This window comes from Paenimyroides marinum, assembly GCF_900108395.1.
In the GTDB taxonomy this organism is placed as follows: Bacteria; Bacteroidota; Bacteroidia; order Flavobacteriales; family Flavobacteriaceae; genus Flavobacterium; species Flavobacterium marinum.
In genome coordinates, this window is record NZ_FNXE01000001.1 from 1 (window position 1) to 15,546 (window position 15,546).

At 33.4% G+C, this 15,546-nt stretch carries 16 protein-coding genes; 11 read left to right on the top strand and 5 right to left on the bottom strand.

Annotation, left to right across the window (positions count from 1 at the left end):
• Window positions 1-312 precede the first annotated feature (312 nt).
• From bshC to BLW20_RS00015, 3 genes are all read left to right on the top strand, one after another.
• Window positions 313-1,896, top strand: a complete 1,584-nt coding sequence (bshC, locus tag BLW20_RS00005; protein ID WP_091095038.1) for a bacillithiol biosynthesis cysteine-adding enzyme BshC — start codon at window positions 313-315, stop codon at window positions 1,894-1,896.
• 432 nt (window positions 1,897-2,328) lie between these two features.
• A complete protein-coding gene (locus BLW20_RS00010) occupies window positions 2,329-3,210 on the top strand; it encodes an SDR family oxidoreductase (protein ID WP_177165001.1) in 882 nt (293 codons plus the stop codon).
• A 60-nt stretch (window positions 3,211-3,270) separates the two neighbouring features.
• The gene (locus BLW20_RS00015; protein WP_091095040.1) at window positions 3,271-3,879 is read left to right on the top strand and encodes an IMPACT family protein; all 609 of its coding nucleotides are present in this window, start codon (window positions 3,271-3,273) and stop codon (window positions 3,877-3,879) included.
• A gap of 148 nt (window positions 3,880-4,027) precedes the next feature.
• Here BLW20_RS00015 and BLW20_RS00020 read toward each other — a convergent pair whose 3' ends face one another.
• Window positions 4,028-4,732, bottom strand: coding sequence for a hypothetical protein (locus BLW20_RS00020; protein WP_143037706.1), 705 nt, complete (start codon window positions 4,730-4,732; stop codon window positions 4,028-4,030).
• Between the two features lie 68 nt (window positions 4,733-4,800).
• The gene (locus BLW20_RS00025) at window positions 4,801-5,199 is read right to left on the bottom strand and encodes an acyl-CoA thioesterase (protein WP_091095044.1); all 399 of its coding nucleotides are present in this window, start codon (window positions 5,197-5,199) and stop codon (window positions 4,801-4,803) included.
• Between the two features lie 166 nt (window positions 5,200-5,365).
• On the opposite strand from BLW20_RS00025, the gene dnaA reads away from it, so the two are divergent.
• The 4 genes from dnaA to BLW20_RS00045 all read left to right on the top strand — a co-directional run bounded on the left by dnaA (window position 5,366) and on the right by BLW20_RS00045 (window position 8,664).
• A complete protein-coding gene (gene dnaA / locus BLW20_RS00030; RefSeq protein WP_091095047.1) occupies window positions 5,366-6,805 on the top strand; it encodes a chromosomal replication initiator protein DnaA in 1,440 nt (479 codons plus the stop codon).
• Window positions 6,805-7,263: a low molecular weight protein-tyrosine-phosphatase gene (locus tag BLW20_RS00035; protein WP_091095049.1), complete on the top strand. Its 459-nt coding sequence runs from the start codon at window positions 6,805-6,807 to the stop codon at window positions 7,261-7,263. The genes dnaA and BLW20_RS00035 overlap by 1 nt, the downstream gene beginning before the upstream one ends.
• A 92-nt stretch (window positions 7,264-7,355) precedes the next feature.
• Window positions 7,356-7,931, top strand: a complete 576-nt coding sequence (locus BLW20_RS00040) for a hypothetical protein (protein ID WP_091095051.1) — start codon at window positions 7,356-7,358, stop codon at window positions 7,929-7,931.
• A 19-nt stretch (window positions 7,932-7,950) separates the two neighbouring features.
• Entirely contained in the window at window positions 7,951-8,664 is a 714-nt protein-coding gene (locus BLW20_RS00045; RefSeq protein WP_091095053.1) for an SAM-dependent methyltransferase, read from the top strand.
• Window positions 8,665-8,669: 5 nt separating this feature from the next.
• On the opposite strand, the gene BLW20_RS00050 is transcribed toward BLW20_RS00045, so the two are convergent.
• Together BLW20_RS00050 and BLW20_RS00055 are read right to left on the bottom strand one after the other, a co-directional pair.
• Window positions 8,670-8,990, bottom strand: a complete 321-nt coding sequence (locus tag BLW20_RS00050) for a DUF6787 family protein (protein ID WP_091095055.1) — start codon at window positions 8,988-8,990, stop codon at window positions 8,670-8,672.
• A gap of 33 nt (window positions 8,991-9,023) precedes the next feature.
• The gene (locus BLW20_RS00055) at window positions 9,024-9,443 is read right to left on the bottom strand and encodes a DUF6146 family protein (protein ID WP_091095057.1); all 420 of its coding nucleotides are present in this window, start codon (window positions 9,441-9,443) and stop codon (window positions 9,024-9,026) included.
• 63 nt (window positions 9,444-9,506) lie between these two features.
• Between BLW20_RS00055 and prfB the strand changes: the two genes are divergently transcribed.
• Window positions 9,507-10,608 (top strand): peptide chain release factor 2 gene (gene prfB / locus BLW20_RS00060; RefSeq protein ID WP_143037707.1). Its coding sequence is split into 2 segments (ribosomal slippage): window positions 9,507-9,569 and window positions 9,571-10,608, totalling 1,101 coding nucleotides; the frame shifts between segments, so codons are not numbered across the junction.
• A 57-nt stretch (window positions 10,609-10,665) separates the two neighbouring features.
• On the opposite strand, the gene BLW20_RS00065 is transcribed toward prfB, so the two are convergent.
• Window positions 10,666-12,861: an ATP-dependent DNA helicase RecQ gene (locus BLW20_RS00065; protein ID WP_091095061.1), complete on the bottom strand. Its 2,196-nt coding sequence runs from the start codon at window positions 12,859-12,861 to the stop codon at window positions 10,666-10,668.
• A gap of 91 nt (window positions 12,862-12,952) precedes the next feature.
• Between BLW20_RS00065 and BLW20_RS00070 the strand changes: the two genes are divergently transcribed.
• From BLW20_RS00070 to lptB, 3 genes are read left to right on the top strand one after another with little or no spacing between them, the layout of a single operon-like run.
• Window positions 12,953-13,921 (top strand): KpsF/GutQ family sugar-phosphate isomerase, encoded by a 969-nt coding sequence (locus BLW20_RS00070; RefSeq protein ID WP_091095062.1) that lies wholly within the window; start codon window positions 12,953-12,955, stop codon window positions 13,919-13,921.
• Between the two features lie 23 nt (window positions 13,922-13,944).
• A complete protein-coding gene (tatC, locus tag BLW20_RS00075) occupies window positions 13,945-14,757 on the top strand; it encodes a twin-arginine translocase subunit TatC (RefSeq protein ID WP_091095362.1) in 813 nt (270 codons plus the stop codon).
• A gap of 4 nt (window positions 14,758-14,761) precedes the next feature.
• A complete protein-coding gene (lptB, locus tag BLW20_RS00080; RefSeq protein WP_091095064.1) occupies window positions 14,762-15,502 on the top strand; it encodes an LPS export ABC transporter ATP-binding protein in 741 nt (246 codons plus the stop codon).
• Window positions 15,503-15,546: the final 44 nt, after the last annotated feature.

The following is a 15,546-nucleotide window of genomic DNA, read 5'->3' on the forward strand; positions in this document are numbered from 1 at the left end:
GAACTATGCTTGTAGACAAGCATATCAAATTTATCTTTTGGAATAAAATTGATGATTTGTTTGAAAATCGGCTGACCGACTAATTTCTTTTCTGTATCTTTATTGCTCATATTTTTGATTTGTCGTAAAACCAAAATATGAAAAAAGGAGCTAACCACAATGGGAAGCTCCTTAATTTTGAAAAGTTAGTCGGTTAGTAGTGATGTTCTTTATAATTTTACAATCTGTTTCACTTTTACCAATAATTTATAATTTAGATAGTATATAGATTAATAACATATTTGTTAACTTTGAAAAAATCAAAAACAAACTATGTTTTCAATCCCCTATTCACAAACGGGCTACTTTTCAAAATTGATGATCGATTATCTGAATCAAGACAATCGGTTAACTTCATTATACCATCGTTTTCCTACGCTGGAGCATTTTAAATTGCAGATCGAAGACAAAAAGCAATCATTCAGCATTGAAAAACGCAAGATATTGGTTGAAAGATTGGTATCTCAATACCAATCAATTGACACATCACATTCAACTTTACAACACATCCGTACTCTTGAAAACGAAAATTCGTTTACCATTGTTACCGGACATCAGTTAAATTTATTTACCGGCCCCTTGTATTTTTTGTACAAGATTATTTCTGTAATTAATTTGTGTAAGGAATTAAAAAAGACCTATCCCGAACAAAATTTTGTACCTGTATATTGGATGGCTACCGAAGACCACGATTTTGAAGAAATAAACTTTTTTAATTTTAACCGGATCAAGTTCCACTGGAATAAAGAAGCTTCAGGACCTGTAGGGCGATTAAACACTGATGGTTTAGAAGCCGTTTTTGAACAGTTTAAACAACACCTTCCGTTGGGAAATAATGCTAAAAAACTGGCCAGTTTATTTGAAAAAGCGTATTTACAACACAATAATTTAACCGATGCCACCCGATTTTTAGCTAATGAATTATTTAAAAATGAAGGTCTGGTTATTATTGATGGAGATGATGCCCAGTTAAAAAAATTATTTACACCTCACGTAAAAGAAGAGTTATTACATCAATCTGCTATTAAAGAAGTAGAAAAATCTTATCCTGTTTTGAACGATTATTTAATTCAGGTCAATCCGCGCGAAATCAATCTGTTTTATATAGAAAACAATTTGAGAGAACGCATTGTGTTTGAAGAGCATCAATACAAAGTCTTAAATACGGATTTAAAATTCAGTCGGGAAGAGATTTTAGATTTAGTTGATTCCAATCCTGAAAAATTCAGTCCAAATGTCATTTTACGACCGTTGTATCAAGAAGTTATTTTACCCAATTTATGTTATATCGGCGGTGGCGGCGAACTGGCATATTGGCTGGAATTAAAAAAAGTATTCGAACTGCATCATACAACTTTCCCGATGTTGTTGTTAAGAAACTCGGTTTTATTAGCAACTGAAAAACAAAATAACAAACGAGAAAAATTAGACCTAACATGGGAAGAATTATTCTTAAAAACACAACCATTCACCCAAAAGAAAACACACGATTTATCAGAAAAAGCATTTGATTTTGATCAACAAAAAGCTTTTTTAAGAAAACAATTTAACGATTTGTCAGCGTTAACCAAAAAAACGCATCCGTCATTTCTGGGTGCTGTAAAAGCGCAAGAACAAAAGCAAATCAAAGGGTTAGAAAATTTAGAAAAACGTTATTTTAAAGCCGAACGATTAAAAAATCAAGACGAATTAGAACGAATGCTTGATTTAAAAATTGCACTGTTTCCTAATAACAGTTTACAAGAACGCGTGGATAATTTTTCTACATTATACGCAGAATTTGGTCAGGAAATGATTGATATTTTACTTGAAAAGTTAAATCCATTAGATCAAAATTATTCGATAATTGTTCTATAATACCACAGATTCACAGATTTATTTTAATATTGTATGTAGAACGTCGCTTCGAGTAGTGCAACGCAGTGAAGCGTATCTAGAAGTTAAGTTCTCGATAAGCTCGAACTGACTAAGATCTTTGTAATCTAAGTTCGATTAATAAATTGTTGATTTTTAAAGAATTGTTTGGATGCTTCGAGGTTTTTAAAACCTTGTAGCTTTAATTTTTTTGATAATTTATACCTACAAGGTCAAAAAAAGACCTTGCAGGATTAACCAACTCTTATAATTATCAATGAATTATTAATCAAATTGAGGTTTGTATCCTCTGTATTAACACAAAATTTTAAATAATCATCCGTGCATCTGTGATAAAAATATAAATCTGTAATAAAAAAATTTATATGCACGCATACTTTTTTGTATATTTACCTATCAACCAAATAGTAAAGTATGGATTTTTCTCAGAAAATGTTACGCGACAATGCGTTAAAAGATAAAGTTATTATTGTAACAGGCGGTGGTAGTGGCTTGGGCAAAGCCATGACCACCTATTTTTTAGAATTAGGTGCCAAAGTAGCCATTACGTCCCGCGATTTAGAAAAATTAAAAACTACTGCCCAAGAATTAGAAGATCAAACCGGCGGAAAATGCCTGCCGATTGCTTGTGATGTACGTCATTACGATCAGGTAGAAAATATGTTGCAAATGGTGTTGGACACTTTTGGCAAAGCAGATATATTAGTCAACAATGCTGCCGGAAATTTCATTTCACCTACCGAACGCTTATCTGCAAATGCGTTTGATACCATTATTGATATTGTACTAAAAGGTAGTAAAAACTGTACATTAGCCTTAGGAAAACATTGGATTGACCAAGGCGAAAAGAACAAAACCGTACTAAATATTGTTACAACATATGCCTGGACGGGTTCGGCTTATGTGGTACCAAGTGCAACAGCGAAAGCAGGTGTATTGGCAATGACGCGAAGCTTAGCGGTAGAATGGGCAAAGTACGGCATTAGGATGAATGCTATTGCTCCAGGTCCATTTCCAACTAAAGGAGCTTGGGACCGACTGCTTCCCGGAGATTTAAAAGACCAGTTTGATCTTTCTAAACAAGTTCCATTACAACGTGTGGGCGAACATCAGGAATTAGCCAATTTAGCTGCTTATTTGGTTTCCGATTTTTCAGCATACATCAACGGTGAAGTCATTACCATTGATGGCGGTGAATGGCTGCAAGGTGCCGGACAATTTAATCTATTAGAGCAAATCCCTAAAGAATTGTGGGATACCTTAGAACAAATGATTAAAGCAAAAGGGAGTAAGTAACCTAATGCTTTTTCGTTTATGTTTTATTAATTTTGCCGATGATAAAATGAATGCTTAAAAATGCAAGACACTTACAAAACGATAGATCAGCCGGGCGAAGAAGTTTTATTTAAAGAAAAGAACAGTAAATTCTTCGGTTATACTTTTCCGGTACAGTCTGAAGAAGAAGTGAAAACAATTTTAGATCAAGTTAAAAAGCAACATTTTTCTGCACGCCATTGGTGCTATGCGTATCAAATTGGTACAAAAAATAAAATCTATCGTGCAAATGACGATGGCGAGCCCAACAATAGTGCGGGTATGCCTATTTACGGACAAATTCAATCGTTTGACGTAACCAATATTTTAGTGGTTGTGGTTCGTTATTTTGGCGGCGTTAAATTAGGTGTTGGCGGATTGGTAACTGCTTATAAAACCGCTGCACAAATGGCATTAGAAGAATCTGAAATTATTGAAAAAACGATTGATTCACATTTTTTGATTCGTTTTGATTATAAAAACATGAACAAGGTTATGCGTGTGATTAAAGAGAAAAACATCAATATTGTCAACCAAACCCTTGAATTGGATTGTTTGATTGAAATTTCATGCCGGATTTCTCAAAAAGATGAAATCTTCAATGCTTTTAACCAGATTTTTGAAGTCTCAATCAATGAAAAAGAAGATTAAGCTTTCATCTTAATATATTTACCACCACTGCACAGATTAAATTATTTATTGGTTGATAAATCTAAAACTGAATAAATAGTATCTGACCCTTATAAATAAAACATTTGCCGGTTGTTTAAATGAATCTGTGAATCTGTTGCAATTTCTATTAATCATATTTAAAATTTAACAATTGTTCTTCCATCAACATTCTAAAAGCATCTGATTTTAAATTGGTTTGGTCATCAATAAAATTAATCATCTGCAAAGCGAAATATGGAGCTTTTTCTTTTGGCAACTTATAGTTTTCATACAAATAATCAGCCGGATAAGCGTCTAAAAAACGGTTCATTGCATCAATTTCCCGTTCTATTGAAAGAGCTTTTTTGTTCGCTTTTGATCTACCCGAAAGCTTGTTAACCAAACCATCTAATTTTATATTTCCCGTAGCAGAATAATTATCTTTATAAGTGATTTGATTGTCTTTTTTGACAGCCCGTTCTGCTTTGGTATATTTCTGCCCGGAATCTAATCCCAATTTATTATTCAGATTGGTATATTCAATTTCTATTTCGTCTAAAACCGTTGATTCGGTCAATAAAATATTCAATCTTTTCCTGTCAATCGTTTTTTGCGAGACTTCAATTGTTTCTACCACATTGTCATTAATAAAAAATGTTAATCTGTCATTTGCTTTCAACTGAAAGGTTTTATAAACATTTTGTCCTAATTTTTCAATAGGTTGGTTGTTATGTTGAATCGAAATTACATCTTTTTCAACAGGTTTATACAAGCGAGCTTTGACGGCGACAGGAGTTTGTGCCATAAAAACGGTTGAGTAAAACAAACATATCAATACAATAAACTTTTTCATCATCATAATTTTAATAAAAGTTACGATTTAAAGTTTACTTATAAAAATGATTATTGAGTTTTAACAAATTATCCGTTAATTAATTTTTCTAAATAATCAGGTACCGCAACCGGACGTTTTGTTTCCATATCAACAAACACTAAAACAGTATGTGCCGTTGTTAATAAGTCGCCCTGTTGGTTAGTGATTTCATAGTCAAATTCAATCTTCACTCCACCTAAATATTTTAGTTTGGTTGTAACAGTTAGTTCATCGTCATATACCGCCGGTTTTCTGTAGTTCATACTCAATGAAACCACCGGAAGCATGATTCCGCTTTTTTCAAGCTCTTTATATGAAATCCCTTTATTTCTAAGCCATTCCACGCGTCCCATTTCAAAGTATTGTGCATAATTTCCGTGATAAACCACGCCCATTTGGTCGGTTTCGGCGTAACGAACGCGTATGTTAATTTTGTGTTGTTGCATAAAAATTAAATTACAAAAATTTTATATTTAAAATAAATATCTACTTACAATTTTATTTCTAAAAATCAAATAGCAAAATCATTTTTTTTGACAATTTTTATTCACATATTTGTAAATGTAAATGTATTCTAATTAGCTCTATTAAAACACTATTATCTCTAAAAAAATGCTTGATTATACACAAGAAACCGCAATATCTGTTTGGAATCGTTGTCTTCAGTTTATTAAAGACAACATTGGCGACCAGGCGTTCAGAACCTGGTTTGAACCCATAGAGGCTATTGAGTTGGCAGAAAATGCTTTGTACATTCAAGTTCCCAGTAAATTCTTCTATGAATTTTTAGAAGAACATTATGTAAAGGTATTAAAATCTGCATTGACTAAAGAGCTTGGTTCTAAAGCAAAGTTAGTATATAAAGTAAAAATGGAAAATACTTCGGGAAAGAAACAACCTTTTACCGAACAATTACCTAGTACCCAGAGAGAACCTGTTAAAACGCAGGAATTAGATGTTCCTGTACAAACAAAAAATCCTGAATTAAAAAATCCGTTTATCATTCCGGGCATCAGAAATGTTAAAATTGAATCACAGTTAAATTCAAACTACAGTTTTGATAACTTCCTGGAAGGCGAATCGAACCGTTTGGCGCGTAATGCCGGTATGGCTGTTGCCAATAAACCGGGCGGAACCGCTTTTAATCCGCTGTTGATTTATGGTGGTGTGGGCTTAGGAAAAACCCATTTGGCACATGCAATCGGAGTTGAAATAAAAGACAAACATCCCGAAAAAACAGTTTTGTATATTTCTGCCGAAGTATTTATGCAGCAATATACCGATTCGGTCAGAAAACAAACTCGTAACGATTTTATCTATTTTTATCAATTGATCGATGTGTTAATTGTTGATGACATTCAGTTTTTAGCAGGGAAATCGGGTACACAAGATGTATTTTTCCATATTTTTAATTATTTGCACCAGAACGGAAAACAGGTAATTTTAACTTCTGACAAAGCCCCTGTTGATATGCAGGATATTGAACAACGTTTATTATCGCGTTTTAAATGGGGATTGTCTGCCGAAATTATGCATCCCGATTTTGAAACCCGTGTAAATATTTTGAAAAATATCTTATATCGAGATGGTGTTGAAATGCCTAACGATGTGGTGGAATATGTTGCTAAAAATGTAAAAACAAATGTTCGCGAATTAGAAGGAGCCATTATTTCGTTAATTGCACAATCATCTTTCAATAAAAAAGAAGTAACTATTGATTTAGCGAAAAACGTAATTGAAAAATTCGTTAAAAATGTACGCAAAGAAATTTCTATAGATTATATTCAAAAAATAGTATCCGATTATTTTGAACTGGATATTGATACGCTTTGTTCAAAATCGCGTAAAAGAAATATTGTACAGGCACGCCAGTTAGCTATGTTTTTCGCAAAAAAATATACCAAATCATCGTTGGCAAATATCGGTTCTCAAATTGGAAGCCGCGATCACGCAACCGTATTGCACGCTTGTAAAACAGTAGATAATTTATTAGAAACCGATAAAGAATTCAAAGCTCATTTTGAAGACATCAACAAAAAACTTTCCATGTAATGACAAAAATTTTAATGGTTTGTTTAGGGAACATTTGCCGGTCGCCTTTAGCTGAAGGTATTTTAAAATCAAAGGTGAACGGAGAAACCATTTTTGTAGATTCAGCGGGAACCGGAGCATGGCATTCAGGCAGCTTGCCGGATAAACGTTCTATTGCCATTGCAAAGAAATACGGAATTGATTTAACCAGTCAGCGTGCACGGGTATTTTCACCAGAAGATTTTGACCATTTCGATCATATTTATGTGATGGATCAATCTAACTATAAAACCGTGTGCCGATTGGCACCAAATGAAAAAGCATTGGAGAAAGTACAATTGATTTTAAACGAAATCTACCCCGATAAAAACATGGAAGTTCCCGATCCTTATTACGGCGGCGATTCTGGTTTTGATGATGTATATCAAATGCTAAACGAGGCTTGCGAGAAGATAAAGATGAAAATTGAAAACGCTTAAAATATTCAAAAGGTCAATACAGTTTTGTGTTGGCTTTTTTGTATATTGGCTGTTGAAAACAATAATTAGATTTACTAAACACTTTATTCAGAATGAAAAAAATACTACTCTTAGGAGTTTTTCTATTTACTTTAAACTTATCATTTTCTCAAACTACAAAACAAAATGTTGAAAGAGATTTCATCAATTACAGTAAATTAATTTCAGAAAATAAGATTGATGAAGCTTTAGAATATGCAAATCCTAAATTGTTCGAGGTTTTTCCTAAAGAAAATATGAAAAACTTAATGGAAGCCGTTTTTAAAATGCCAAATATTGAGTACAAGATTTTTTCTCCTATAATTAAAGAAATAAGTGAAGTAAAAAAATTAGAAAATATTGATTACATAAAAATAAAAACAATATCTCCAATCGAAATGAAATTTACTGATATTGACTTAAATGATAAAAACAGTTTACAAATGATGCTAAATTCTTTTGAAACAAAATTTGGAAGAGAAAATGTTATTTACAACCAAGAAACTGGTTTTTTTAAAATTAATGCCAACAAAGAAATTATTGCAAGTTCTACAGACGATAAAAAAAATTGGAAATTTATAACAATTGATAATCCAAGAATGAAAACGTTACTTGAAAAAGTTGTTCCTTCTGAAATTTTAGAACAATAGAAACAATTTCATCCAACCTATGATAACCTTTGGTACTTTATATTTAATTCCGGTAATGTTGGGCGACACCGTTGCCAACGAAGTTTTACCTGCAAGTGCTTTACGAGCCGTTTCACTGATTGACGATTACGTAGTTGAAAACAGTAAAGTTGCCCGCAAATTCATCAAGGCAATGTGTCCTGAGAAACAACAGTCGGTACTAAACTTATTTGAGCTTAACAAGCATACCGATGAAAAAGAAATTCAATCTTTTATTCAACCATTATTAGAAGGAAAAAATATGGGATTAATGAGTGATGCCGGTTGTCCCGGAGTTGCCGACCCTGGTGCGGTTATTGTAAGTCTTGCACATCAAAAAGGAATAAAGGTTGTTCCGTTGGTAGGACCTTCTTCTATTTTGCTTTCATTGATGGGTTCAGGAATGAATGGTCAATCGTTTACTTTTAACGGATACCTTCCAATCGATAAATCAGAAAAAAAGGCAATGTTAAAAAATTTAGAGAAATGGTCGTTTGAACGCAATCAATCCCAGCTTTTTATCGAAACGCCTTATCGAAACAATCAACTGATGGAAGAAATGGTTCAAACCTTAAATCCAAACACTTTGTTATGTGTTGCTTGCGATTTAACCTTACCAACCGAAATTATGCTGACAAAACCTGTAAGTTTCTGGAAAAAACACAAAATGGATTTACATAAAAGACCATGTATATTTATACTTCATAAAAAATAAGCAAATTAATTTTGCTTATTTTTTATTCCATACAAAAAACCTAATCGCATACGAATCAGCATTTTTTTTACAAAATTCCAGAAAAAAGTATGTTGAAAAAAAAGTGTTCCAATAACAATTAATAGTATTTTATAAACCGGTAATATTAAAATTAACGACAAAGGCCAATAAATTAATGGATGCAAACTGTCTTTTGTAATACCGATCCATTCTAAAACGGGTCTGGTTACATAAGCCGATGTACTGCCGGTTATAGCAAAAACCAATAAAATAACAATAAATTGAAAATTAGAGGTAATACCCCATTTTTCTTTTAACGATGCCATAAACACATTTTATTTCTGCAAAATTACAATTATTTAATCTAATTTTAAATTATTAACCTGCTGAAAATACAACAAATAATTATACAGCATATAATTTACTTCGTATCCATAATCAATTGATGGTTGGTAATCAATGGTATAATCAAATCCGCTTGTACCTGTTCTGCTTTTTGAATTAAAATTGTTAACCCACAATCGGTTTTTGGTTTCTAAAAAGGTTTTACTGTAATATCCCCGCGGACGGGCATTGGTTACAAACCACCGTTCAAACTGATTGTCAAAAATTACCACCTCATATTCTACTTCAGGATTGGATATTTTAACCGAACCGTTCTCAAAAACCGTTGTTCCTTTTTTATCTACATCGCTTGCATGCTTTAACGGTTTGTTTTGAGAAGAAGCACATCCAAAACAAAGAAGCATTACTCCCATCATTAATCCAATTGCTTTCATATAATCTCTTTTTCATATAAAGATATGGATTTTGTTGCTTATTTTTGTAAAAATTTATTTGAAATGATAACACAAGAACAGGTTAAAAACCTTATGAATCGCCTTGGTGCGTTAAGGAGGTATCTTTGACATCGATCAGAAATTAATCGAAATTCAAAACGAAGAAGAAAAAACATTTGCTCCCGATTTTTGGAACAACCCCAAAGAAGCAGAAAGCATTGTACGCAACATCCGATCTAAAAAGAAGTGGGTTGACGGCTATGAAAATGCAAAAAATAACACCGAAGAATTACAGATTTTAATGGAGTTTTTTGCAGAGGGTGACGCTTCTGAAGATGATGTTGAAACACAGTACCAAAAAACATTTGAGCTCATAGAAGATCTTGAGTTTAGAAATATGCTTTCAGACGAAGGCGACAGTATGAGTGCCGTATTGCAGATTACTGCCGGTGCCGGCGGAACAGAAAGCTGTGACTGGGCATCAATGCTTATGCGTATGTATTTAATGTGGGGCGAGAAAAATGGGTATAAAATAAAAGAACTCAATTTTCAGGAAGGTGATGTTGCCGGCATTAAAACGGTTACTTTAGAATTTGAAGGTGAATTTGCTTTTGGATATCTGAAAGGCGAAAATGGCGTGCATCGTTTGGTTCGTATTTCTCCTTTTGACAGCAACGCGAAAAGACACACATCCTTTGCATCCGTTTATGTGTATCCTTTAGCAGATGATACTATTGAAATTGAGATCAATCCATCGGATATTTCATGGGAAACCATGCGGTCATCAGGTGCCGGAGGTCAAAATGTAAATAAAGTAGAAACAGCAGTTCGTTTACGCCACCATCCTACCGGAATCATTATTGAAAATTCAGAAACACGCTCACAGCTTGACAACAAAACCAAGGCGATGCAATTGTTAAAATCGCAATTGTATGAAATTGAATTAAAGAAACGTCAGGCAAAACGCGATGAAATTGAAGCCAATAAAATGAAAATTGAATGGGGATCACAAATACGAAATTACGTGATGCATCCTTATAAACTGGTAAAAGACGTTCGTTCACAATTTGAAACCAGCGATGTTGACAGTGTTATGAATGGCGAAATTGAACCATTTTTGAAAGCCTATTTAATGATGATGGGGCAGAAAGAGGAAAAAAATTAATTGCAATTATTCTTAAACAAACACCCCTCTGAAAATATTTTCAGAGGGGTGTTTTTATTAATTAGCCACTTCGCTAATAAATTTTATGCGCATTAAACGGAGTTCTTCTATATCGTAATCACCGTCAAATTCTTTTAAAGCTGTTTTTATCGAATCGTTTTCTGCTTCCATGAAATATTCTTTTATTTCATCTTGCTGATCCTCATCTAAAACATCTTCAATCCAGTAATCGATATTCAATTTCGTGCCGGAATAAACAATTTGTTCCATTTCTTTCAACAATGCGTCCATATCCAAGCTTTTTGCCGCTGCAATATCTTCTAAAGACAACTTACGATCGACACTTTGAATGATAAATAATTTTAAGGCTGAGTTTGCTCCTGTTGATTTTACCACTAAATCGTCCGGACGAATGATGTCATTTTCTTCAACATACCTGCTAATTAAATCAATAAAATCTTTACCGTATTTTTTAGCTTTCCCCTCGCTGACTCCGTGAACGTTTGCCAATTCATCTAATTTTACAGGATATTTCAATGCCATATCTTCTAAAGATGGATCCTGAAAAACTACAAACGGCGGAACTTCCATTTTTTTAGCAACTTTCCGACGTAAATCTTTTAGCATTGACACCAAAACTTCATCAGCAACATTTGATGATTTTGCATTGATTATGATGTTTTCATCTTTTGAATCATCATAATTATGATCTTCGGTCATCATAAAAGAAGTTGGTTTTTTAAGAAAACCTTCTCCTTCTTTCGTGATTTTTAGTACACCATAACTTTCTATATCTTTTGATATTAAACCTGATACTAATACCTGGCGGATTAATGCCATCCAGTATCTATCATCAAAATCTTTACCTTTTCCAAAAATAGGTTGTGCGTCGGTTTTATATGATTTTATCACGGCATTAATTTTACCCAATAACGTGAGAACAATTTCTTTTGACTTATAAATCTGTTTGGTTTCTTTGATGGTTTTCAATAAAAGAACCACCTGGTCTTGTGCTTCTGATTTTGATTTTGGATTACGGGAATTATCGTCCATATCGGCACCTTCACCGTTTATTTCGTCAAACTCTTCACCAAAATAATGAAGCAGAAATTTACGACGTGACATAGAGGTTTCAGAATATGCAACAACCTCTTGTAACAACGCATAACCTATTTCTTGTTCGGCAAGTGGTTTACCTGCCATAAATTTTTCTAATTTTTCTATATCCTTATAGGCATAATAAGCCAAACAATATCCTTCACCTCCATCACGACCCGCACGGCCAGTTTCCTGATAATAACTTTCTAATGATTTGGGTATATCGTGATGAATTACAAAACGTACATCGGGTTTGTCGATCCCCATTCCAAAAGCAATGGTTGCCACCACAACATTTACATCTTCCATTAAGAACATGTCCTGATGTTTGGCACGCGTTTTTGCATCTAACCCTGCGTGGTATGCAACAGCCGAAATTCCGTTTACTTGTAAAATCTGAGTAATTTCTTCTACTTTTTTACGGCTTAAACAGTAAATAACACCTGATTTTCCTTTAAACTGATTGATGAATTTGATAATATCAGATTCTACATTTTTTGTTTTAGGGCGTACTTCGTAATACAAATTAGGTCGGTTAAAAGACGCCTTAAATACATTGGCATCAGGAATCTCAAGATTTTTTAATATATCTTCCTGAACTTTAGGAGTGGCGGTTGCTGTTAAACCAATTATTGGAATATCGCCTAATTTTCTAATGATATTTCGTAGATTTCTGTATTCTGGTCTAAAATCATGCCCCCATTCAGAAATACAATGTGCTTCGTCAATAGCAATGAACGATAAAGGAACCGAATTTAAAAATTCTACGTATTCTTCTTTAGTCAACGATTCAGGAGCAACGTATAACAGTTTGGTAATTCCGTTTTTTATGTCGTCTTTAACCTGTGCAATTTCTGTTTTTGTTAATGAAGAATTCAGTACATGTGCTATTCCAATTTCATTTGATAAGCCCCTTACCGCATCTACCTGATTTTTCATTAAAGCAATAAGCGGAGAAACAACAATTGCTGTACCTTCTAAAACCAATGCCGGCAATTGATAGCAAAGTGATTTACCACCACCGGTAGGCATAATAACAAAAGTGTTATTTCCGTAGATAATACTGTTTACTACCTGTTCTTGTAGTCCTTTGAACTGACTGAATCCGAAATATTTCTTTAATTCTTTATGTAAGTCAATTTCGATTGATTTCATGTTTTTAATTGTGCGATTTTACCTAAATTTGCATTCATAAAGATATACAAATCTTTTAGTTTTAGCAAAGTTTACATAACACGATTGTATTTTGAACACTAATTTTAACATATTAAATATTGCAAAAGAAACTTTAAAAGCTGAGAGTGATGCTATTACAAAGGCTATCGAGTTTTTAAATGATGATTTTATAAAATCGGTTAAGGCAATATTTAACACAAAAGGCAGATTAATTATTACCGGAATTGGCAAAAGTGCACACATTGGTCAAAAAATTGTAGCCACATTAAACTCTACAGGTACTCCATCATTGTTTTTGCATGCGGCAGAAGCCGTTCATGGTGATTTAGGGATCATTACAAAAGACGATACTATTCTATGTATTTCTAAAAGCGGCAACAGTCCGGAAATCAAAATTTTGGTTCCGTTGTTAAAACGCGATGGCAATATTTTAATAGGAATGACTGGCAATGCATCTTCTTTTTTAGGGAAAAATTCCGATTTCATCATTAATGCTTTTGTAGAAAAAGAGGCTGACCCCAACAATTTGGCTCCAACCACAAGTACAACTGTTCAGTTGGCATTGGGCGATGCCTTAGCTGTTGCTTTAATTGAAATGAAGAAATTTACAGCAAACGATTTTGCTAAATTTCACCCTGGTGGTGCATTGGGGAAAAAACTGTTGTTACGGGTTAAGGATATATTAGACAAAAACAACAAACCCGCAGTAAATACTTCTTCAACTATTAAAGAAGTTATTTTTGAAATTTCAAACAAGCGTTTAGGTGTAACTGCGGTATTGGAAGAAAACGAGATTAAAGGTATTATTACCGATGGCGATATTCGCAGAATGCTTGAAAAAACTACCGAGTTATCTACTATAACTGCTAAAGACATCATGACCAAAAATCCTAAAACCATAGATGTTAATTCTAAGGTTGAAGAGGCTTTAAACATCATGGAATCGTTTCAAATTACACAACTTGTGGTTACTAACAACAATATATATGCGGGTATTATTCATTTACACGATATATTAAAAGAAGGAATTGTTTCGTGAAAAATAATAAAACCAATAAAGAAATGTCATTCTTAAACCATTTAGAGGAATTAAGATGGCTTTTAGTACGCAGCTGCATTGCTATTTTAATAGCATCGGTAATTGCTGTTTTTTTTAACGAATTTATTTTTGATGTCATTATTTTTGGTCCCAAAAATGGTGATTTTGTAACCTATCAGTTTTTCTGCGAACTTGCACAGAAGTATGACTTAGACCAATCGTTCTGTAACAGTGAATTACCCTTTGTAATTCAAAACCGGGCAATGGAAGGACAATTATCAGTGATGATCTGGACGTGTATCAGTGCCGGTTTCATCATTGCTTTTCCTTTTATATTGTGGGAATTTTGGAAATTCATCAGTCCGGCACTGTATCAAAAAGAACGCAAATATGCCAAATTATTCATCTTTGTATCAAGCATCCTATTCTTTTTAGGGGTGATTTTTGGATACTTTGTATTGGTTCCTTTGTCCATCAATTTTTTAGCCAATTTTACCATTAGCAGCATTGTAGAAAATCAAATCGATATTAATTCGTATATTAGTCTTGTTAAAACTACATCGCTTGCTACCGGTTTGGTTTTTGAATTGCCAATTATCATTTTCTTTTTAACTTATTTGGGCTTAATTACCGATAAGTTTTTAAAAGAATATCGCCGATATGCTTATGTTTTAATATTAATTGTAGCTGCCATTGTAACTCCGCCGGATGTTATCAGTCAAACTATTGTGTCAATTCCGTTGGTTATTTTATATGAATGTAGTATTATTGTTGCAAAAATAATTACGAAACGCAACATCGAAAAAGAGAAACAGGCAGCCACAATAAACAAGTAACCTAATGAAGTTAAGAGCCGATAATTTAATTAAAACATATAAAGGACGGAAAGTTGTAAAAGGTATTTCGGTTGAAGTAAATCAGGGCGAAATTGTGGGGTTGTTGGGTCCAAATGGTGCCGGAAAAACAACATCATTTTATATGATTGTGGGATTGGTTAAACCCAATTCGGGCAACATTTATTTAGATAATCTCAACATAACAAACTATCCCATGTACAAACGTGCCCAAAACGGTATTGGTTACCTGGCACAAGAAGCATCGGTTTTTAGAAAATTAAGTATCGAAGATAACATTCTTTCTGTATTACAACTTACCAAACTTTCTAAAAAAGAGCAAGAAGTTAAAATGGAATCGCTTATTGATGAATTTAGCTTACAGCACATTAGAACCAATCGCGGAGATTTACTTTCAGGTGGAGAACGCAGGCGAACGGAAATTGCTCGTGCATTAGCAACCGATCCAAAATTTATTTTATTAGACGAGCCTTTTGCAGGAGTTGATCCTGTTGCTGTTGAGGACATTCAAAGAATTGTAGCTCAGTTAAAAAACAAAAACATCGGTATTTTAATTACCGACCACAACGTACAGGAGACGTTAGCCATCACCGATAAGACTTATTTAATGTTTGAAGGCGGCATCCTTAAAGCCGGAATCCCTGAAGATTTAGCAGAAGACGAAATGGTAAGGAAAGTGTATTTAGGACAGAATTTTGAATTGAGAAAAAAGAAATTAGAATTTTAGTTTTTAATTAAAATAAAAAAACAATAGTTTTGCAGAACCAAGAA

What these genes read in the sequence shown, in the direction of transcription:
- bshC (WP_091095038.1), top strand. Translation starts at nt 313, where the DNA reads ATGTTTTCAATCCCCTATTCACAAACGGGCTACTTTTCAAAATTGATG.
- BLW20_RS00035 (WP_091095049.1), top strand. Translation starts at nt 6,805, where the DNA reads ATGACAAAAATTTTAATGGTTTGTTTAGGGAACATTTGCCGGTCGCCT.
- BLW20_RS00045 (WP_091095053.1), top strand. Translation starts at nt 7,951, where the DNA reads ATGATAACCTTTGGTACTTTATATTTAATTCCGGTAATGTTGGGCGAC.
- BLW20_RS00010 (WP_177165001.1), top strand. Translation starts at nt 2,329, where the DNA reads ATGGATTTTTCTCAGAAAATGTTACGCGACAATGCGTTAAAAGATAAA.
- BLW20_RS00040 (WP_091095051.1), top strand. Translation starts at nt 7,356, where the DNA reads ATGAAAAAAATACTACTCTTAGGAGTTTTTCTATTTACTTTAAACTTA.
- BLW20_RS00050 (WP_091095055.1), bottom strand. Translation starts at nt 8,990, where the DNA reads ATGGCATCGTTAAAAGAAAAATGGGGTATTACCTCTAATTTTCAATTT.
- tatC (WP_091095362.1), top strand. Translation starts at nt 13,945, where the DNA reads ATGTCATTCTTAAACCATTTAGAGGAATTAAGATGGCTTTTAGTACGC.
- dnaA (WP_091095047.1), top strand. Translation starts at nt 5,366, where the DNA reads ATGCTTGATTATACACAAGAAACCGCAATATCTGTTTGGAATCGTTGT.
- BLW20_RS00055 (WP_091095057.1), bottom strand. Translation starts at nt 9,443, where the DNA reads ATGAAAGCAATTGGATTAATGATGGGAGTAATGCTTCTTTGTTTTGGA.
- lptB (WP_091095064.1), top strand. Translation starts at nt 14,762, where the DNA reads ATGAAGTTAAGAGCCGATAATTTAATTAAAACATATAAAGGACGGAAA.
- BLW20_RS00015 (WP_091095040.1), top strand. Translation starts at nt 3,271, where the DNA reads ATGCAAGACACTTACAAAACGATAGATCAGCCGGGCGAAGAAGTTTTA.
- BLW20_RS00065 (WP_091095061.1), bottom strand. Translation starts at nt 12,861, where the DNA reads ATGAAATCAATCGAAATTGACTTACATAAAGAATTAAAGAAATATTTC.
- BLW20_RS00025 (WP_091095044.1), bottom strand. Translation starts at nt 5,199, where the DNA reads ATGCAACAACACAAAATTAACATACGCGTTCGTTACGCCGAAACCGAC.
- BLW20_RS00020 (WP_143037706.1), bottom strand. Translation starts at nt 4,732, where the DNA reads ATGAAAAAGTTTATTGTATTGATATGTTTGTTTTACTCAACCGTTTTT.